This is a genomic window from Paenibacillus sp. FSL L8-0641 (assembly GCF_038006265.1).
Taxonomy (GTDB): domain Bacteria; phylum Bacillota; class Bacilli; order Paenibacillales; family Paenibacillaceae; genus Paenibacillus; species Paenibacillus polymyxa_D.
This window is the reverse complement of the sequence record NZ_JBBOUW010000002.1, coordinates 278,244-301,926: the sequence shown is the minus strand read 5'-3', so window position 1 is coordinate 301,926 and position 23,683 is coordinate 278,244. Positions and strand designations below refer to the sequence as shown.

Here is a 23,683-nt window from a genome sequence, read left to right as displayed (position 1 = left end):
CTGACAGCTCTGGGCACTGCAATTCAGGAGTGGGCGGGCATCCGTCAGGTGCTTGTAAATCTGGAGGGTCATGGACGGGAAGCCATTTTGCCGGATATGGATATTACGCGCACGGTCGGTTGGTTTACCAGCCAATTCCCGGTTGTACTTGATATGGACGAGGACCGGAATGTAGGACGGCGTGTCAAGAACGTCAAAGAAGGGCTGCGCCGTTTGCCGCATAAAGGGATTGGATACGGGATTTTGAGATATCTTGCTAGCGGTGAAGGAGAAGCAGCTTTTGTTGCCGAGCCAGAAATCAGCTTTAACTATCTCGGACAATTCGATCAGGATTTAAAGAATAATGCGTTCCGCATGTCTCCTTATTCCATCGGAGCTTCCATGAGTGACACGTTGACCAAGCGGTATGCTCTGGATATCAACGGCATGATCACGGACGGTGCACTGGAACTGACGATCAGCTACAGCAACAAAATGTTTATGAAAAAATCAATCAAAAAGCTGGCTGATCTGCTTCAAGAGAGCTTGCGTGAGGTATTGGCTCACTGTGTGGGCAAAGAGTTGCCGGAGCTGACACCAAGCGACTTGTCCTTCCAAGGACTGACGGCTGGAGAGCTGGATCATATTGTAGAGCAGACGGCTGCTGCGGGAGAACTGGAAAACATTTATTCGCTCACACCCATGCAAAAAGGCATTCTGTTCCACGGCTTAATGGAGCCGCAATCTGGGGCGTACTTTGAGCAGGCGACATTTGATCTGCAAGGCAGCTTTCAAGTGGAGGCTTTTGCCGAAAGCCTAAATCAGCTGGTGGATCGCCATCAAATATTCAGAACGAATTTTTATAGCGGATGGAATGAGCAGCCTTTACAGGTGGTGTACCGTCACAAGCACGCCGGGTTCCGTTTTGAAGATGTACGTTCGATGGAACAAGGTGAGCAGGACGCATATATTGCTGATTTTGCTGAGCGCGACAAAGCCGAAGGCTTTCATTTCAGCTCAGGCGAGCTGATGCGGGTGTCTATTTTACGTACAGGCGAGGAGTCGTATCGTTTTGTGTGGAGCTTCCATCATATTTTGATGGACGGTTGGTGCTTGTTCCTTGTTGTAGGGGAAGCATTTAATACGTACTTTGCCATCCTCGAAGACCGCAAGCCGGAGCTCGCTCCGGTAACACCATACAGCGAATACATTGAATGGCTGGATCGGCAGGACAACGTGGAGGCTGAACGGTTCTGGAGTGATTATTTTGCTGGCTTTGAGCAGCAGACCGTATTACCGCAGGTAAAACAGCTGGACAGTCACGCTAAAGAATATGAAGCGGACAAGCTTTCGTTTACACTGGGCCACGAAGTGACGGAACGGATGAACAAGCTGGTTAAGCAGAAGCAAGTAACGGTCAATACCCTTCTGCAAGCAGCGTGGGGCGTTGTGCTGCAACGGTATAACAACAGTCGGGATGTTGTATTTGGCAGTGTCGTATCCGGCAGATCAGCGGATATTCCGGGCATCGATAAAATGATTGGTTTGTTCATTAATACGGTTCCTGTACGAGTTCACAGTGAGAAAGATATGACGTTTGCTGCGTTAATGAAGCAGATACAGGAGCAGGCACTGGCTTCCCGTGCCTATGAAACCTATCCGTTGTATGAAATTCAGGCCCTGACTGAGCAGAAACAGGACCTGGTGAACCATATTATGGTGTTTGAAAACTATCCGGTGGAACAGCGTATAGAGCACATGGGGAGCCGTGACACGAACGGTTTTACGATTGTTAATGCTTCAATGTCAGAGCAAACGAATTATGATTTTAACATTACGGTTGTGCCAGGCGATGAAATAGACATTCATTTGGAATTCAACGCGCTGGTGTTTGAACGTGCAGCTGTCGAGCAAATCCGCGAGCATTTGCTGCATATGATTGAAGAAGCGATTAACAGACCAGATGCGCTGGTAGATGAGTTGGAGCTGGTGACTGCTGCGGAAAAAGCAAAAATCATCGATGGTTTTGGATCAGTAGGCGTATCTGCATGGAGTGACGAAAAAGAATCTGAATTGTTGTTCCATGCCTATGTGGAAGAACAAGCGCAGCTTGTGCCGGATCACGTGGCAGTGGTATACGAGGAGCGGCAGCTTACGTATCGCGAGCTGAACGAGCGTGCGAACCAGCTTGCCCGCCGATTGCGGATTGAGGGCATTGGGCGCGAATCCATTGTTGGTATTTTGAGCGAGCGCTCGGTGGACATGATGGTCGGCGTATTGGCGGTGTGGAAAGCCGGAGGTGCATATGTACCGTTAGATGCAGATTATCCGTCCGAACGGATCCGCTTTATGCTCGAGGACAGCGGTGCGACAGTGCTGCTAACGCAAATCGGTCTGCAGGAGCGTGCACAAGCATGGCTGGGGGAAAGCGGGCAGGTCTTGGTCGGACAGGCGGAGGGCGAACTGGAAACAGCGGCTGGCGCTGAAACGATGGAAAGAGACAACCTGAATGAAGGCGTGAGCTTGAAATTAGATTCGAATTCTGACAACGAAGAAGCATCCGAACCGGCAACAGGGCTGCGTCTGCATACCGTATTGGCATTGGACGATGAGTCGTTGTATACCGGGGATGCCACGGATATCGAACCGATCAATGAACCGCACGATTTGGCATATGTGATCTATACGTCTGGGACAACCGGACGTCCGAAGGGCGTCATGATCGAACATCGCAGCTTGGTGAATACGGCTGCGGCGTATCGCCGGGATTACCGTCTGAACCAGTTCCCGGTGCGACTGCTGCAACTGGCCAGCTTCTCCTTCGACGTATTCGTCGGGGATATCGCGCGGACGCTTTATAACGGGGGGACGATGGTCATCTGTCCGAAAGATGATCGCATTGATCCAAGCCGTCTGTACGGATGGATTCGCGATTACCAAATCACGGTGTTCGAATCGACTCCGGCCTTGATCGTACCGTTTATGCAGCATGTGCATGAACAGGGACTGGACATGAGCAGCATGGAACTGCTGATCACCAGCTCGGATAGCTGCAGCGTGACGGACTACCGGGTGCTGCAAGAACGGTTTGGCGCAGATATCCGCATCATGAACAGCTACGGCGTCACCGAAGCGGCGATTGACTCCAGCTTCTATGACGAAGAGCTGTCGAAGCTGCCAAGCAGCGGCCATGTGCCGATTGGTCAAGCGTGGCTGAACGCACGCTTCTACATCGTGGACAGCCAGCTGAATCCGGTGCCGATCGGTGTACTGGGCGAGCTGTGCATTGGCGGTGCTGGCGTGGCACGGGGGTACCTGAACCGTGCGGACTTGACCGCCGAGAAATTCGTAGTGAACCCATACGTGCCGGGGGAACGTTTGTATCGCACAGGCGATTTGGCGCGGTGGATGCCGGACGGTAATGTGGACTTTATCGGCCGGATGGACTACCAGGTCAAAATCCGGGGATACCGGATTGAGCTGGGCGAGATTGAAACGGCTATCCAGCAGGTGCCGGGTGTGCGTCAAGCCGTAGTCATCGACCGGACGGATGAGCGTGGACACAAATATTTGTGCGGATACATGACGGGGGAAGCCGAGCTGCGGATCGAGGAGGTACAGACAGCGCTGGAAGCCGGGTTGCCAGCGCACATGATGCCTGCACGTCTGATGCGACTGGAGACCATCCCGCTGACCAGCAACGGCAAAATCGACCGCAAGGCTTTGCCGGAGCCAGAAGGCAGCATCCATACAGGAGCAGCCTATGTAGCCCCGCGTACCAAGGTGGAGCAAGTACTGGCTGCGGTATGGGCTGGGGTGCTGGGCGTGGAAGCCGTAGGCACGCAGGATAACTTCTTCGAGCTGGGTGGCGATTCGATCAAAGCCTTGCAAGTCTCGTCCCGATTGCTGCAAGCAGGTTATCGATTGAACATGAAGGATCTCTTCAGTAATCCGACGGTAGCGGCACTCAGTCCTTTGCTTCGTACAGATGGCAAGATGGCCAGTCAGGAAGAGGCAGTAGGCCCGGTAGAACTGACACCTATTCAGCGATGGTTCTTCGAGCAGCAGCCGGCCGACCTGCACCACAGCAACCAGGCGATGATGCTGTACCGAGCTGGGCGCTTTGATATCGACGCGCTGCGCCGTACGATGGACCGTATGGTCCAGCATCATGACGCATTGCGCACGGTATTCCGTGAGACGGAGCAGGGTTATGTTGCTTGGAACCGCAGTGTAGCGGAAGGCGAGCTATACATGCTGGATATTGTAGATTTCAGCGCAGTGGAAGACGAATCCACCGCTGTTGAAGCCAAGGCGAGTGAAATTCAAGCCAGCATTCATTTGGGCAATGGTCCACTTGTGAAGCTTGGTCTGTTCCACTGCGCTGAGGGCGACCATTTGCTAATCGTCATTCATCATTTGGTTGTGGACGGTGTATCGTGGCGTATTTTACTGGAAGATTTGGCATCCGGTTATGAGCAGGCTGTTGCAGGTCAAACCGGCACAGCGATCCGACTGCCGCATAAAACAGATTCATTCCAGGTATGGGCCAAACAGCTGTCAGCCTATGCCAGCAGTGCGACGATGGAGCGGGAGCTTGCTTACTGGCAGCATATCGAACAAGCAGAAGCTAGCCTTGCGAAGCCTTTGCCGAAGGATTTTGCAAATGACAATGCTCTGCTTGGAGACAGTGAGGTTGTGACGGTCCGCTGGACGAAGCAGGAAACCGAGCAGCTGCTCAAACAAGCTCATCGCGCGTACAACACGGAAATGAATGACCTGTTGCTGGCTGCGCTCGGAAAAGCAGTCTATGACTGGTCTGGTTCCGAACGGGTGCTGGTCAATCTGGAGGGCCATGGACGGGAAGCCATTGTACCGGATGTGGATATTACGCGCACGGTCGGCTGGTTTACGAGCCAGTTCCCGGTTGTACTGGATGGAAGTTTGGGACAAGGGGGACATACCGCTCGTCTGATCAAAAGGATCAAGGAAGGGCTGCGTCATATTCCGCAAAAAGGCATCGGCTATGGTATTTTACGATACCTGTCAGATATGAACATGCTGGAGAAAGCAGGCGTGCAGTTACAGGCTCAGCCTGAGATCAGTTTTAACTATTTGGGCCAATTCGATCAGGATTATAAAGGCAATGATCTACAGCCTTCCGCCTATTCTATCGGTGTGCCTGTCAGCACGAACGCGACTATGGATTTTGCGCTGGATATCAATGGAGTGATCGAAGATGGCGAGTTGATGTTCACGATTCGCTACGGCACAACGCAGTTCCGTCATGAAACGATTGAACGGCTTGGAGAGCTGCTGGCATCCAGCTTGCGTGAGGTGATTCATCACTGTGTTGCCCAAGAAAGAACGGTGCTGACCCCAAGTGATGTTCTGCTAAAAAACATCACGCTGGACGAGCTGGAGCAATTGGTGGAAGATACGCGAGATCTGGGCGAGCTGGAAAATGTGTATGCCTTGACGCCGATGCAAAAGGGGATGCTCTTCTACAGCCTGATGGATGAAAATTCGGCAGCTTATTTTGAGCAGGCCACCTTTGAGTTGAACGGGCGTTTTGATGTGGTTACTTTCGGTAAAAGCTTTGATCTGCTCGTGCAGCGTCATGAGGCATTGCGGACGAACTTTATCAACTCCTGGAAGGATGAGCCTGTACAGGTCGTTTTCCGCAATCGTAGCGGACAATTATACTATGAAGACCTCCGCGGACTGGAAAAAGAAGAACGAAAAGCTCAAGTTGAAGCTTTTACCCTTGCCGATAAAGCGAAAGGATTCAAACTCGCAGAGGGCGCACTCATTCGTATCTCCATCCTGCAAACCGGGGATGAAACGTATCACTTTATCTGGAGCTTCCATCACATTTTGATGGATGGCTGGTGCTTGTCCTTTATGACACAGGAGGTATTCGGTAGCTATCTGGCACTGCGTGCGGGAGGGGAGCCAGTACTGGAGCCAGTCACGCCGTTCAGTCGATTTATTGAATGGCTGGAACGTCAGGACCGTGAGGCAGCCTTGCAATACTGGAGTGGGTATTTGGCGGACTATGAGCAGCAAATTACGCTTCCTCAGCAAAAAACACAGCCTAAATCGATGCACGTCGGGGAATATATCGCTGAAGATCTGGATTGCGAATTCCAGACAGAGCTGGTTGCCCAGATTGAACGGGTGGCGAAGCAAAATCAGGTCACGATCAACACACTGATTCAGACGGTATGGGGCGTCTTGTTGCAAAAATATAACAATAGTTCGGATGTTGTGTTCGGCAGCGTTGTGTCTGGCCGCCCAGGGGATATTCCAGGTGTAGAGCACATGATCGGGCTATTTATTAATACGATTCCAGTGCGTGTGCAGTCTGAACAAGGCGAAACCTTTGTCGAGCTGATGAAACGAACCCAGCAGCAGGCGCTGGCTTCCAATGCCTACGATGCGTTCCCGCTGTATGAAATTCAGGCGCTGACCGAGCAGAAACAGGATTTAATCAATCATATTATGATATTTGAAAATTATCCGGTGGAGCAACAGGTAGAGCAGTTGGGCAGTGAAGGAAAGGAGCCCTTCACAATTTCGAATGTGGTGTCTACAGAGGAAACCAACTACGATCTGAACGTCGTCGTTATGCCGGGAGAAGGCATTAAAATTCGTTTTATGTATAACACGCTCAGCTTTGATCAAGCAGGTATTGAGCGTCTATATGGGCATTTTGCACGTCTGCTGGAGCAAATTTCGCTCAACCCGCATATTCGGGTTGAAGAGCTGGAACTACTCACAGCAGCGGAAAAACAACAGATTACAGCGGCATTTAATGACACCGCTTGTGCATTCCCATGCAAACAGACGATCCATCAGCTGTTCGAGGAGCAGGTAGAATATACGCCAGACCAGGTGGCATTGGTGTTTGGACATCAGAGTCTGACTTATCGGGAACTGAATGAACGGGCCAACTCATTGGCACGCATACTTCAAGCACAGGGAGTAGGACCTGACAAACTGGTCGGCCTGATGGTGCATCGCTCAGTGGAAATGATCGTAGGTCTGCTGGCCGTTCTAAAAGCAGGTGGTGCTTATGTGCCAATTGATCCCGAATTTCCGTCCTCTCGTATTGCATACATGCTGGAAGATAGCGAGGCCACAGTGCTTCTGACCAGTCGTGATCTGTTGGAAGAGCATCATTGCCACGCCAATGCAATATTACTTGAGGATAAAGAACTGTATCAGGGAGAGAACGGCAACCTGGAGACAGTTGCTCAGCCAGAGCATTTGGCATACGTCATCTATACGTCTGGTTCGACTGGAAATCCGAAAGGAGTTATGCTCCAGCACCGCTCGGTCCTCAATTTTATTACAGGGATGCGCGAAGTCATTGACTTTGAAGCCAGCCAAACCATTTTGTCACTGACGACCATTTCATTCGATATTTTTGTCTTGGAAACCATCTTGCCTCTGCTGGGTGGAATGACGGTCGTGCTTGGCGACAGCCAGCATCAGGTGAATCCTCAGGCACTAGGTGATTTGATTGCTCATCATCATATTGAGATGTTGCAAATGACACCATCCCGGTTACAAATGCTGTTGGGTCATGAAGCAGGCTCGCGCGCGCTGCAAAGCGTGAAGGCAATTATGGTCGGGGGCGAAGCCCTTCCGTCCAAGCTGCTCGCGGCACTGCAAGCAATAAACGGTCCCCGTATTTATAACATGTACGGACCTACAGAAACGACGGTGTGGTCAGCCGTACAGGAACTGACCCATGCCCAAGAAATTAATATAGGACGTCCGATTGCGAATACCCAAATCTATATCATGAATGCGAATGGGGAATTGCAGCCCGTCGGCGTGCCGGGCGAGTTATGTATTGCCGGGGAAGGCTTGGCCCGTGGATATTGGAAACGTGAAGAACTGACGGCTGAGAAATTTGTAAATAATCCGTTTGCTGGTGGCAAGGCAGGCCATGAGCGGATGTATCGTACAGGCGATTTGGCAAGATGGATGCCGGACGGCAACATTGAATATTTGGGGCGAATGGACCATCAGGTGAAAATCCGGGGCTACCGGATCGAACTGGGTGAGATCGAATCGCAGCTGTTGCAGGTCGAGTCGGTACGAGAAGCGGTCATCATGGCTCGGGCGGACGAAACTGACCAAAAACAACTAGTAGCGTACTACGTCGCGAGTCAAGAGCTTGGAGCCGGTGAACTGAGACATGAGCTGGGACAAGAACTGCCAAGCTATATGATGCCGTCGTATTTCATCTGGTTGGAGCAGATGCCGCTGACACCGAACGGTAAAATCGACCGCAAGTCCCTGCCAGCACCGGAAGGCAATCTGCACAGCGGTGCGGATTATGTAGAGCCGCGCACTGCACCGGAACGAGCGCTTGTAGCGGTCTGGCAGTCCGTCCTGGGTGTGCCAACCGTCGGTATGTTGGACAATTTCTTTGATCTGGGTGGCGATTCGATCAAGGCGATTCAAATCGTATCCCGTGCGTTCCAGGTAGGCTACAAGCTGGACATGAAGGATTTGTTCCGCTATCCCATCGTCGCAACCCTGGCACCGCATATGCACGAGGTCAGTCGTACGGCAGATCAGGGAGAAGTAAGCGGAGAAACGGCATTGCTTCCGATCCAGCACGAGTTCTTTGCGCAGGAGCAAGTAGACGTGCATCACTTTAATCAGGCGGTGATGCTGCACCGGGAGCAGGGGTTTGACGAGTCGGCTCTGCGTCAGGCGCTTGGCAAGCTGACAAAGCATCATGATGCTTTGCGAATGGTGTTCAGCAAGACCGCGCAAGGCTATCAAGCATGGAATCGCGGAATACAGGAAGGCGAGCTGTATCAGCTGGACGTGCTGGACTTTAGGGATATAACGGATGAAGCCATGCTCAGCGTAGCAATGGAGGCGAAAGCTACCGAAATTCAAAGCAGTATCCAACTGCAAGAAGGGCCGCTGTTTAAAGCAGGTTTGTTCCACTGTGTAGATGGCGATCATTTGCTGATGGTGATTCACCATTTGGTGGTGGACGGGGTATCCTGGCGTATCTTGTTTGAGGATTTGGCTACTGCCTATGAACAGGCCATCCATGAAGAGGTGCTTCAGTTACCGGACAAAACGGATTCCTTCCGATCCTGGTCACAAAAACTTTCCGAGTATGCGAATAGCGCAGCCATGGACAGTGAACACGCCTACTGGGAACAATGGAACGCAGCTGCTTTGGCTGACCAAGTTCGTTTACCTGAGGATCAAGCACAGGCTGACTCATTTACTTTGGCTGACACAGATACAGTGGTCGTCAAGCTTACGAAAGAAGAGACAGAAAGACTATTGAAGCAAGCACACCGCGCATATAACACGGAAGTGAACGATCTGTTGCTGACGGCTTTGGGCATGATGCTGTATACGTGGACGGGTCATGAACGCAGTCTGATTCATTTAGAGGGACACGGACGTGAGAACATTTTGCCGGATACGGACATTTCTCGTACCATAGGCTGGTTTACGAGTCCATATCCGATATGGCTGGACATCGGTCGTGATCAGGCTTTGTCGGAACGCATCAAACAGGTCAAAGAGAGTCTGCGTGATATTCCGAATCAAGGAATGGGCTACGGAATTTGGAGATATTTGAGTGAATCTGGCCAAGCCATGGGTCAGCAAGCAGATGCACTGCATCTCGCTCAACATCAAGCTTTTGCCGAGCCGCAAGTGAGCTTCAATTACCTCGGACAGCTGGATCAGGACTTGCAAAACAGCGATATCCGTATGTCTCCTTACTCGATGGGATCGGCCGTTAGTGACCGGACGAAAATGAAATATGCGCTCGATGTGAGCGGGATCGTAACGAACGGCATTCTGGAACTCGATATTCGGTATAACGGCAAAGCCTTCCGTAAAGATACGGTCCAAATGCTGGCCAATCTGCTGAAATCCAATCTGCTTGAAATAATCGAGCATTGTGTCACACGGGAGCGGGCCGAATTGACTCCAAGTGATGTGCTGTTTAAAGGCCTGACAATGGAGCAATTAGATACGATTAAGGAGCAGACCCAGACGGTTGGGGAATTGGAAAATGTATATCCGTTAACCCCCATGCAAAAGGGTATGCTGTTCCACAGTCTGATGAATGCAGAAACAGGCGTGTATTTTGAACAGGCGACCTTTGATCTGGAGGGCCATTTTGCACCGTCCACATTCGAGGAAAGTCTGAAGCTGCTGATTAGTCGACATGCTATATTACGGACGAATTTCTACAGCGGCTGGCATGGACAACCCTTGCAAATCGTCTATCGTCATAAAAGTCCGAGCTTCCATTATCAAGATGTCAGAGGGCGTGAACATGCTGTAGCTGAGTTTGTGGTTCAAGATAAAGCTCGAGGCTTTGATCTAAGCAAGGATGCGCTTATGCGAGTATCCGTCTTCCGCACGGGTGAAAGCTCATACCGTTTTGTATGGAGCTTCCATCATATTGTGATGGACGGCTGGTGCCTGTCGCTGATGACAGACGAAGCGTTTGGTGCCTATGTTGCCATGCTGGAGAATAAGCAGCCAGAGCTCGCACCTGTCAAGCCGTATAGTGACTATATCGAATGGTTGGAACATCAAGATGCACAGGAAGCGACCCGTTATTGGAGTGACTATTTGGCAGGTTTTGAGCAGCAAACCTTGTTGCCTAGTGAGAACGTGCAAGCTTCTGTAGTAGAACGCGATGAAGATACAGATAGAAGCGGTGGAAGTTCAAATTCCGGTTATGTTTCGGAAAAGCTGCCATTTATGTTGGGTAAAGAACGGAGTGCCACATTAAACCGAATTGCCAAGCAACAACATGTAACGATTAACACATTGCTGCAGAGCGTTTGGGGCGTTATTTTACAGAAATACAATAATAATCAGGATGTTGTGTTTGGTAGTGTTGTATCCGGTCGTCCGGCAGAAATTGCAGGCGTAGAGAACATGATCGGTTTGTTTATCAACACGATTCCGGTACGGATATGCAGTGCACCGGATGCTACATTTGCTGAAGTATTGCAGCGTACACAGGAACAGGCTTTGGCCTCCAGTGTCTATGATACGTTTCCGCTCTACGATATTCAGGCACGGACTGAACAAAAACAAGACCTGATTCATCACATCATGGTCTTTGAAAACTACCCGATTGGGCAGCAGATGAAGCAGATGGGCGGTTCCGGCGAGACAAAGGCACAAACAGGCTTCTCGATTGCCAATGTGGCACTTGCCGAGCAAACCAACTACGATTTTAACCTGATTGTCGTGCCTGACGAAGATATCTCTATCCTGCTTGAATACAATGCGCTGGTGTATAACCGGTCTGCAATGGATCGTATCCAGGGTCATATCAACCACGTCATCGGACAAATCGTAGACAACCCACATATCCGTGTGAATGAGCTGGCATTGGTGACCCCGCAAGAACAGGCACAGATCGTTCAGGTCTGGGGCGATACGGCGGTAGCCTATCCGCAGGATCAAACGTTAAGCAGTCTGTTTGAGCAGCAGGCAGCGAACACGCCGGAGCAAGTGGCAGTGTTGCGCGGAGCGGAGTCGTTGACCTACGCGGAGCTGAACGAGCGAGCCAACCGTCTCGCACGCACCATGCGTGCGGAAGGGGTTAAACCAGATCAGCCTGTGGGCATTCTGGTCCACCGCTCGCTGGACATGATCGTAGGCATCTACGCGATCCTCAAGGCAGGCGGAGCCTATGTGCCAATCGATCCGGAATATCCGGCCGACCGCATCCGCTTTATGCTGGAGGACTCGGGCGCGAAGCTGGTGCTGACGCAATCGCATCTGGCGGAGCAAGCCTCACTGAGTTTCGACGGCCAGGTGCTGGTGCTGGATCGTCAGGAGCAGGATGGCCAAGACATTTACCACAAAGACGGTTCGAATTTGGAGCCACTGGCTGGGCCGCATCATGTAGCCTATGTCATCTATACCTCCGGCTCCACAGGAAAACCGAAGGGCGTGATGGTGGAGCATCATTCCGTGCTGAACCGGATTTTGTGGATGCATGATCGTTACGGCTTGAGTGCGGAGGATACGATCCTGCAAAAGACCGCCTTCACGTTCGACGTGTCGGTGTGGGAGCTGTTCTGGTGGTCAATGGTCGGCTCGAAGGTAAGCCTGTTGTCCGTGGGCGGGGAAAAGAACCCGGAAGAGATCGTGGACACGATTGCCCGCGATGGCGTAACCACGATGCACTTTGTACCCGCTATGCTGCATGCGTTTCTGGAGTACGTGGAGCAGCAGCCTCGGGAAGTGATGCAAGCGAAGCTGGGCACGCTGCGCCATGTCTTTGTCAGTGGTGAAGCTTTACCGCCACAGCATGTGGCCCGGTTCCAACGACTCGTGTCGAGCCTGACCGGAGCGAAGCTGATCAACCTGTATGGACCAACCGAAGCGACGGTGGACGTATCGTACTTCGATTGCGAGCCGGATGAGGAATATGCGGTGATTCCCATCGGGAAACCGATTCAGAATATTCGTCTATACATTGTGAAGGAAGGCACGGAACAAATGCAGCCGATTGGGGTTGCGGGTGAGCTGTGTATCGGCGGTGTCGGCGTAGCCCGAGGTTATCTGAACCGTCCAGAGCTGACGGCCGAGAAATTTGTGAAAGACCCGTTTGCCGGAGGGGAAGCCGGGTATGAACGGATGTATCGCACCGGCGATTTGGCGAGATGGATGCCGGACGGCAACATTGAATATCTGGGCCGGATCGACCATCAGGTGAAAATCCGCGGGTACCGGATCGAGCTGGGCGAGGTCGAATCGCAGCTGCTCCAAGTGGAATCGGTACGCGAAGCGGTTGTCATGGCGCGTGCAGATGAAACGGGCCAAAAACAAATGGTGGCGTACTATGTTGCGGGGCAAGAGCTAGGAGCCAGCGAGCTGAGGAGTGAGCTGGGCCGGGAGCTGCCAAGCTACATGGTGCCATCGTACTTTGTACAGCTAGAGCAGATGCCGCTGAGTCCAAATGGAAAAATTGACCGCAAGGCCCTGCCAGCACCAGAAGGCAGTCTGCAATTCGGAACGGATTATGCAGAGCCGCGTACCGCGCCAGAACGCGCTCTGGTAGCGGTCTGGCAGTCGGTACTGGGGCTGCAGACAGTCGGTATTTTGGACAATTTCTTTGATCTAGGCGGCGATTCCATCAAGGCCATCCAAATCGCATCGCGTGCGTTCCAGGCCGGCTATAAGCTGGACATGAAGGATTTGTTCCAGTATCCAACGGTTGCAACACTGGCACCGCATATGCATGAGGTCAGCCGTATGGCAGATCAAGGAGAAGTAAGCGGGGAAACCGCGCTACTTCCGATCCAGCATTGGTTCTTTGCGCAGGAGCGCGAGCGCCCGCAGCACTTTAATCAGGCGGTCATGCTCTATCGTGCCGAGGGCTTTGATGAGACGGCGATTCGCCAAGTCATGGATCACATCGTGAAGCATCATGATGCGCTGCGTACGGTATTCCGTCAGACTTCATCCGGTTACGAGGCTTGGACACGCGGTGTAGATGAAGGCGCGTTGTATACGCTGGAAACCGCAGACTACCGTGAACAAGTAGTCTATGCGGAAGCGCTGGAAGCGAAGGTAAATGAAATTCAAAGCAGCATTCACCTGTCCGAAGGACCGCTGGTGAAGCTGGGAGTGTTCCGCACAGCCGAAGGCGACCATCTGCTAATCGCCATTCACCACTTGGTGGTGGACGGAGTGTCGTGGCGGATTCTGTTCGAAGATTTCTCGACAGGCTACGAGCAGGCGAGCAAGGGTGAGCCTGTACGATTGCCCTATAAAACGGATTCCTTCCAAGCATGGGCACGGGAGTTGTCGTCTTACGCCAACCGTCCTGAGGCTGCCTCGGATGAAGTTTATTGGAAGCAGCTGGAACAGGCCAAAGCGGAAGCCGCACCGCTGCCTAAGGATTTTACCTACGAGGGCTCCTTAAACGCAGACAGCGAAGTGCTGACGGTAGAGTGGACCGAAGCTGAAACGCAGCAACTGTTAAAGCAGGTCCATCGCGCCTACAACACCGAGGTCAATGATTTGCTGCTGACCGCGCTGGGACTGGCGGTGCACAATTGGACAGGCGCAGGACAGGTACTGGTGAATCTGGAGGGCCATGGCCGGGAAGCGATCCTGCAAGAGGTGGATATTACACGTACCGTAGGTTGGTTTACGAGCTTGTATCCAGTGCTGCTGGAGACCGGCAAGGAAATGACACTGGCTCAGCGGATTAAAGAAACGAAGGAAGGTCTGCGCCGGATTCCACATAAAGGGCTGACCTATGGAACTTGGCGCTACTTGTCTCCTGCGTCTGCATCGGATGAAGCGCATACGATTGCAGCAGAACCGGAAATCAGCTTTAACTATTTGGGTCAGGTCGATCAGGATCTACAAAACAGTGGAATCGCATTGTCACCCTATAGTGCAGGGGAGACAGAGGATGCACATTCACCGCTGCAATATACGCTGGATTTAAACGCGATGATCTCGGAAGGCACGCTGCGCTTGACGATTGCTTACAGCCGCAAGCAGTATGGCAAAGAAACGCTGGAACGTGTGGCAGGACTGCTGCAATCCGCTTTGCAAGAGGTGATTACGCATTGCGTCGCTCAGGAACAGCCGGAACTGACCCCGAGTGATGTATCCTTCAAAGGTCTGACGACTAGAGAACTGGAACAAATTGCGAAACAGGCGGCACATACCGGTGATTTGGAAAATGTATACGCACTGACGCCGATGCAAAAGGGGATGCTCTTTTACAATCTGATGGATTCGCAATCGGGAGCTTATTTTGAACAGGCCTCCTTTGATCTGCGAGGAGAGTTTAATATCGCTGCCTTTGCGGCCAGTTTGGATGTTTTGGTGCAGCGGCATACAGTACTGCGTACGAACTTCTACAGCGGCTGGCAGGATGAACCGCTTCAGGTCGTGTACCGGAATAAGCGCAGCGAACTGTATGTTGAGGATTTGCGGGATAGGGAGGAAGAGCAGCAAAACGAGTACATGCTCGAATTTACGCGCCAAGACAAACAAAGAGGTTTTGATCTGGCGCAGGATGCTTTGATGCGTGTCGCTGTTTTGCGCACAGGTGAGGATGCGTACCGTTTTGTATGGAGCTTCCATCATATCGTGATGGATGGCTGGTGCTTGTCGCTGGTGACCAACGAAGTGTTTGCGAGTTATTTTGCGATCCTGGCCCATAAACAACCGGAACTGGCCCCTGTAACGCCGTACAGTCAATATATCGAATGGCTAGAGCAGCAGGATCTTCAGGCCGCATCGAGCTACTGGAGCAAGGCTCTGGAAGGATACGAGGAGCAGTCCCGCTTGCCACAGGCAAAAATCCAGGGCAAAACAGGGTATCAGACTGAGCGTCTGGATTTTGATTTGGGCGCGGAGCTAACAACTGGTATTCAGCGCATAGCCAAGCGTTATCAGGTGACGATCAATACGTTGATGCAGACCGTTTGGGGCCTTTTGCTGCAAAAATATAATGGCACCGATGATGTCGTGTTTGGCAGCGTGGTATCTGGACGTCCGGCAGACATTCCGAATGTGGAGCATATCATTGGTCTGTTTATCAATACGATTCCGGTGCGTATCCGCAGTCAAATGGACAGTGTGTTCTCTGACGTGATGAAGCAAACCCAAGAGCAATCGATTGCTTCCCATGCCTATGATACGTATCCGTTATATGAAATTCAGGGGCTGTCGGAGCTTAAGCAGGATTTGATCAATCATATTCTTATTTTTGAGAACTATCCGGTCGAGGAACAAATCGAGCAATTAGGCAGCGGTGATGAGTCCAGCTTCACGATCACCGGAGCCGAGTCTGTCGAGCAGACCAACTATGACTTTAACCTGGTGGTACTGCCCGGGAACACCATTCACATGAGCTTTGGCTATAATGCCCTGGCCTTTGAACGGGAAAGCGTAGAGCAAATTCGAGGTCATCTGGTGCAATTGCTGGAGCAGGTGACTGCGAATCCGAACATCCGTGTACATGAACTGGATGTGATAACCGCGCAGGAGCGTGAGCAAATCGTTAAGGTTTGGGGGAATACAGCAGCAACCTATGCAAGCGAGCAAACGATCCATGGCTTGTTCGAGACGCAAACGGCGCAGACACCGGAGCAGACAGCCTTGTTCTTTGAAGGAGAAACGCTGACTTATCGCGAGCTGAATGAACGCGCCAATCGCCTGGCTCGTACCTTGCGCAGTCAAGGCGTGACGAAGGATCGTTTGGTGGGTCTGATGACCGAGCGGTCGGTGGATATGATCGTGGGCATCTTCGGGATTTTAAAAGCCGGAGGCGCATATGTCCCCATCGATCCAACCTACCCGGAAGAGCGTATCCGCTATATGCTGGACGACTCGGGTGCGAAGCTACTGTTGACACAAAGTCATCTGGTGGACAAAGCAGTTATCGATGGCCAAGTGCTGGTGCTGGATGGAACGCAAACGGTGTATCACGAGGATGGTTCCAACCTGGAGCCGTGGTCCGGTCCAAATGATTTGGCGTATGTGATTTATACATCGGGTACAACAGGGCAGCCGAAGGGCGTTATGCTGGAGCATCACGGGCTGTGCAATCTGAAAACGTATTTTGATCAGACGCTTCGAATCCGCACGTCGGATCATGCGTTGCTGTTCGCTAGCTATTCGTTTGATGCGGCTTGCTGGGAAATCTTCCAAGCGCTGTTCTGCGGAGCCACGTTATATGTGCCAACGACAGAGACGATTTTGAACTACGAGCGGTTTGAGCAATATATGGCGAATCACCGGATTACGGTGGCCGCTTTGCCGCCGACCTATGCGGTGTATCTGGAGCCAGAGCGGATGCCACACCTGCGTATTCTGTTCACTGCGGGTTCAGCATCTTCCACCGAACTGGTATACAAGTGGAAGGATCAAGTGGCGTACTACAACGGCTACGGTCCAACTGAAAACTCAGTTGCAACGTCCATCTGGCCGGTGTCCGAGGATGCAAGGGCTGGACAACTCATTTCCATTGGACGTCCTGTGCCGAATCATCGGGTATACATGGTGGATGGGCATGGACATTTGGCTCCGGTAGGCGTAGCAGGTGAGCTGTGCGTGTCTGGTCCAGGTCTGGCGCGTGGATATCTGGATCGTCCAGAGCTGACGGCGGAGAAATTTGTAGCGAACCCGTTTGCGGTTGGTGAAGCAGGCTATGAACGAATGTACCGTACGGGTGACTTGGCGAGATGGATGCCAGACGGCAACATCGAATATTTGGGCCGGATTGACCATCAGGTGAAAATCCGGGGCTACCGGATCGAGCTGGGTGAGGTCGAGGCACAAATCTTGAAAGTGGAAGACGTGCAAGAGGTCATCGTACTGGCCCAGGTGGACGAACAGGGGCAAAACCAACTGGTGGCGTACTATGTCGCTGAAAGAGACGTAAGCGCTGGGGAGCTGCGTAGCTTACTGGGTGAGGATCTGCCCAACTATATGGTGCCTTCGTATTTCATCCAGCTGGAGCAGATGCCACTGACACCGAACGGTAAAATCGACCGCAAGGCACTGCCAGCACCGGAGGGCAGCTTGCAAAGCGGAGCGGATTATGTAGAGCCGCGCACAGCACTGGAGCAGACGTTAGTGTCCATTTGGCAGGCTGTATTAGGAGCAAAGAGAGTCGGCATTTTGGATAATTTCTTTGATCTGGGCGGCGATTCGATCAAAGCGATCCAGGTATCGTCCCGCTTGCTGCAAGCGGGCTACAAGCTGGAGATGAAGGATTTGTTCCAATATCCGTCCATTTCACTGCTGAGCAGTCATGTACACAAAGTTAGCCGCACAGCCGATCAGCGGGTGGTCTCGGGAGCAGTTAAATTGACCCCAATACAGCAATGGTTCTTTGGACAATCCTCAGCAGAGCCACATTATTTCAACCAATCGGTGATGCTGTATAGAGCACAAGGATTCGATGAAGCCGCATTGCATCAAACGGTGACCCAGGTGACGGAGCATCATGATGCATTGCGTATGGTCTTCCGTCAGACCGAACAGGGCTATGAAGCGTGGAATCGCGGTGTGAACGAAGGCGAGCTGTACAGTCTGGACGTTGTTGATTTGACAGGCGTCGAAGACACGGCAGAGGTGGCGATGGCGATTGAAACGAAAGCCAATGCCATCCAAAGCTCTATTCGTCTAGATGAAGGACCGCTGGTGAAGCTGGGACTTTTCCGCTGCATGGATGGAGATCATTTACTGATTGCGATCCACCATTTGGTCGTAGACGGGATTTCATGGCGGATTGTGTTTGAGGATTTTGCCACTGGGTATGAGCAGGCCGTGCGGGGAGAAGCGATTCGCTTGCCATATAAAACGGACTCTTTCTCTGCTTGGGCAGAGCAGTTGTCTCAATATGCGAACAGTCCGGCGATCGACAACGAACGCGAATATTGGCAGCATCTTGCCCAAATGGAAGTTGCATCGTTGCCTAAGGATCAAGAGAGAGCGGAGGGACAACATTCTCTAATCAGAGACACTGCGACGGTGAGCGTGGCTTGGAGCGAACAGGAAACCCGGCTACTGCTGCTGGAATCGCATCGTGCGTACAACACCGAGGTCAATGATCTGCTGTTAACTGCACTCGGCACCGCGTTATATAACTGGAGCGGTCAGGAGCGCGTACTGGTCAATCTGGAGGGCCATGGCCGGGAAGCCATTGTTCCAGATATCGACATCACACGTACCGTGGGCTGGTTTACGAGCCAATATCCGGTGCTGCTTGATGTGGATGGGAAGGCAGAAGTAGGGCAGCGAATCAAGCGGGTGAAGGAAGACCTGCGCCATGTACCGCATAAGGGCATTGGCTACGGCATTTTGAAATATATGTCTCAGCATGATGTCCATCCTTCCTTGACCTTGCAGCCTGAAATTAGCTTTAACTATTTGGGACAGTTTGATCAGGACTTGGAAAATGGGGATATCAGGCTGTCTTCGCATCCAGGTGGAGAGCCGATGAGTGATCATACCGTTCTGGAGCAGCCGCTGAATGTGAACGGCATGATTACAGCAGGCGGGCTGACACTGGACATTCGCTATGACAGTAAGGTATATCAACAGCAAAATGTAGAGAACTTTGCGCAGTTGCTGCAGGAAAGCCTGCAGGAAGTGATCGCGCATTGTGCCTCCCAAGAGCGGAGCGAACTAACTCCAAGCGATGTCTTGTTCAAAGGCTTGTCGTTGGAACAACTGGAGCAATTGACGGAGCAAACGGCTTCTGTGGGCGAACTGGAAAATGTGTATGCTCTTTCGCCGATGCAGAAGGGGATGCTGTTCCATAGCTTGATGGAGCCAGACTCAGCTGCATACTTCCAGCAAGCATCGTTTGATCAAAAAGGCAGCTTTGATGTTGCTATTTTCCGTAAGAGCCTGGATCTGCTGACACAGCGTCATGAAGCACTGCGGACGAATTTCCATCGGTTTGAGACAGGGCACAGTCAGGAGCCATTGCAGATCGTGTTCCGTCACAAAGATAGCGACCTTTCCTTCCAGGATATACGCGAAATGCCGAAAGCGGAGCAACAGGCGTATATCCAGGCGTTTAAGCAGGAAGACCAAGCTAGAGGTTTTAATCTGGGTACGGATGCGCTCATGCGCGTACAGGTATTGCAGACCGATGAAGAAACGTATCACTTGGTCTGGAGCTTCCATCACATTGTCATGGATGGCTGGTGCTTATCGCTTGTTACAGGCGAAGTGTTTGGTACGTACTTTGCGCTGCTGGAGCAGAAGCAGCCGGAGCTTGCTCCTGTTACATCATATGGTCAATATATTGAATGGCTGGAGCGTCAGGATGAACGTGCGGCAAAAGAGTATTGGAGCAGCTATTTGGCGGGCTTTGAACAGCAGACGTTGTTACCTGGACCGGATACTTCATCGAAAGACCACGTGGCGGACAGCAGGGATCATACGGTGTCCACTACAGCAAGTGAAACCAGCGAATATATTTCTGAAAAAATAACGGTAGATCTGGATTCAACGCGGAGCGAAGCCATGTACCGGATTGCAAAGCAGCAGCAGGTCACGATTAATACACTGATGCAGAGCGTGTGGGGCCTTATTTTGCAGAAATATAACAACAATGAGGATGTTGTATTCGGCAGTGTCGTATCTGGACGTCCGACGGATATTGCGGGTGTAGAGCATATGATCGGTCTGTTCATTAATACGATCCCGGTTCGGATTCAAAGTGAACGGAATGCCACGTTTGTGGACATCATGCGGAAAACGCAGGAGCAAGCGTTGGCTTCGGGGGTATATGACAGCTTCCCGCTATATGAAATTCAGGCGCTGACCGAGCAGAAGCAAAATCTGATTAACCACATTATGGTATTTGAGAACTATCCGGTTGAGGAGCAAGTCGAGCAGTTGGGTGAAGTTCGTCCATCCGCTTTTGAAATTACGAATGTAGAGGTTGTTGAGCAAACGAATTATGATCTGGACTTGATTGTGATGCCAGATGAAACCTTCCGTATCATGTTTAGATATAACGCCAATGTATACGATCGGTCTACGATCGAGCGGATGCAGGGACATGTACTGCATGTCATCGAGCAAATAATTGACAATCCGCATATCCGTGTGAATGAGCTGGAATTGGTGACACCGGAAGAGCAGGCACAGATCGTTCAGGTCTGGGGGGATACGGCGGTAGCCTATCCGCAGGATCAAACGCTAAGCGCACTGTTCGAGCAGCAGGTAGCGAACACGCCGGAGCAAGTGGCGGTGTTGTGTGGAGCGGTATCGTTGACCTACGCGGAGCTGAACGAGCGAGCCAACCGTCTCGCACGCACCTTGCGTGCGCAAGGGGTTAAACCGGATCAGCCTGTGGGCATTCTGGTTCACCGTTCATTGGACATGATTGTAGGCATCTATGCGATTCTCAAGGCCGGCGGAGCCTATGTGCCGATTGATCCGGAATATCCGGCTGATCGTATCCGCTTTATGCTGGAGGACTCGGGCGCGAAGCTGGTGCTGACGCAATCGCATCTGGCGGAGCAAGCATCGCTGAGTTTCGACGGCCAGGTGCTGGTGCTGGATCGTCAGGAGCAGGCTGGCCAAGACATTTACCACGAAGACGGTTCGAATCTGGAGCCACTGGCCGGACCGCACCATGTCGCCTATGTCATTTATACCTCTGGCTCCACGGGAAAACCGAAGGGCGTGATGGTGGAGCACCATTCTGTGCTGAATCGGATTTTGTGGATGCATGATCGGTACGGCTTGAGTGCGGAAGATACGATCCTGCAAAAGACCGCCTTTACGTTCGACGTGTCGGTGTGGGAGCTGTTCTGGTGGTCGCTGGTCGGCTCGAAGGTGAGCTTGCTGTCGGTAGGCGGGGAAAAGAACCCGGAAGACATCGTGGACACGATTGCCCGCGATGGAGTGAGCACGATGCACTTTGTACCTGCCATGCTGCATGCGTTCCTGGAGTATGTGGAGCAGCAGCCACGGGAAGTGATGCAAGCGAAACTGGCAACGCTGCGCCATGTCTTTGCCAGTGGTGAAGCCTTGCCGCCACAGCATGTGGCTCGCTTCCAACGGCTCGTGTCGAGCCTGACCGGAGCGAAGCTGATCAACCTGTACGGTCCAACCGAAGCGACGGTGGACGTATCGTACTTTGATTGCGAGCCGACGGAAGAATATGCAGTCATTCCGATCGGAAAACCGATTCAAAACATTCGCCTGTACATCGTGAAGGAAGGCACGGAGCAATTGCAGCCGATTGGGGTTGCAGGGGAGTTGTGCATCGGTGGTGTCGGTGTGGCACGTGGGTATCTGAACCGTCCGGAGCTGACGGCCGAGAAATTCGTAGCCGACCCGTTTGCCGGCGGGGAAGCCGGGTATGAGCGGATGTACCGCACCGGCGATTTGGCGAGATGGATGCCGGACGGCAACATTGAATATTTGGGCCGGATCGACCATCAGGTGAAAATCCGAGGGTACCGGATTGAGCTGGGCGAGGTCGAAACGCAGCTGCTCCAAGTAGCGTCCGTGCGAGAAGCGGTTGTCATGGCTCGTGCAGACGAAACGGGACAAAAACACATGGTGGCGTACTATGTCGCGGGGCAAGAGCTAGGAGCCAGCGAGCTGAGAAGTGAGCTGGGCCGAGAGCTGCCAAGCTATATGGTGCCGTCCTACTTTGTACAACTGGAGCAAATGCCGCTGAGTCCCAATGGCAAAATTGACCGTAAGGCCCTGCCAGCACCGGAAGGCAGCCTGCAAAGCGGAGCCGATTATGTCGCACCGCGGACGTGGGTGGAAGTGAAGCTGGCGCAAATTTGGCAGGATGTACTGGGCCTGGCGCAGGTCGGCGTGAAGGAAAACTTCTTTGAGATTGGTGGACACTCGCTGCGGGCGACGACACTGGCCTCGAAGATTCACAAGGAGTTGAACAAGCCGCTTCCACTGCGCAGTATTTTTGAAGCACCCACGATTGAACAACTGGCAGCCGTGCTGGAAGGTCTGGATCAGGTGGCGTATGCGTCCATTCCGGTAACGGAAGAGTGTAGCTTCTATCCACTATCCTCGGCACAAAAACGACTGTATGTACTGCATCAGTTTGATCCAAGTGATGTGAACTACAACATGCCGTCAGTGCTGCAAGTGAGCGGTCCGCTGGATGTGAAACGAGTAGAAGACGTGTTCCGTCAACTAATTGATCGTCATGCAACCTTGCGTACCCGCTTTGAGCTGGTAGACAATGAGCCGATGCAATGGATTGAGGATACCGTGCCATTCGAGGTGGAATATACGAAGGTACAGGTAGAGAGTACGACTACGGCTACGTACACGAGGATTAGCGAGGAAGCACAAGAACGGGTACGGCAGTTTATCCGTCCGTTTGATCTAAAAGCTGCACCGCTGCTGCGGGTAGGCTTGGTGGATCTGGGTGTCCAAGGAGTAGAGCAAGAATCCCAGCATTTACTCATGCTCGACATGCACCATATCGTTTCGGATGGCGTGTCGATGGAGGTACTGACCGATGAGTTTGTCCGCTTGTATGGCGGTGAAGAACTGTCGCCATTGCGGATTCAGTACAAAGACTATGCCGTATGGCAACAAAGCGAAACCCATCAGGAGTGGATGCAGCGTCAGGAAGCGTACTGGCTGGGCACCTTCCGGGGCGGAGTGCCTGTACTGGATCTGTCAACCGACTTTGCCCGTCCGGCGGTGCAGAGTACGGCAGGGGATACGATCGAGTTTGCACTGGGGCGTGAGGTTAGTGAACGCCTGAAAGAACTGGCTTCGCAAACAGGCTCTACCCTGTATATGGTGCTGCTGGCGGCGTACACTACGCTCTTGCACAAATATACAGGCCAAGAGGACATTGTCGTCGGCACGCCGATTGCAGGACGACCGCATGCGGAGCTCAGTAATCTGGTGGGTGTCTTCATTAACACGCTGGCGATTCGCAATTATCCGTCCAGCGACAAAACGTTCCTGGATTATCTGCAAGAGGTGAAGGAGCATGCGCTCAGTGCTTATGAGCATCAGGACTATCCTTTTGAAGAGCTGGTTGAACAGCTGAATTTGACGCGGGATACGAGCCGAAATGCGCTGTTTGACACGATGTTTGAGTTGAAAACCTTGGAGCAACAGGCGTTGCAGTTGGAAGGTCTGACCCTAAATTCGTATCCGCTGG

Annotated in this window: 1 protein-coding gene (running past one end of the window); it reads left to right on the top strand. The window is 52.2% G+C overall.

Going from position 1 to position 23,683, the window contains the following annotated elements; genetic code table 11:
• Window positions 1-23,683 carry part of the coding region annotated (locus MKY16_RS26025; RefSeq protein ID WP_340957798.1) for a non-ribosomal peptide synthase/polyketide synthase on the top strand (this coding region is incomplete at its 5' end). The annotated region continues 14,579 nt past the right edge of the window, so 23,683 of the 38,262 annotated nt are shown.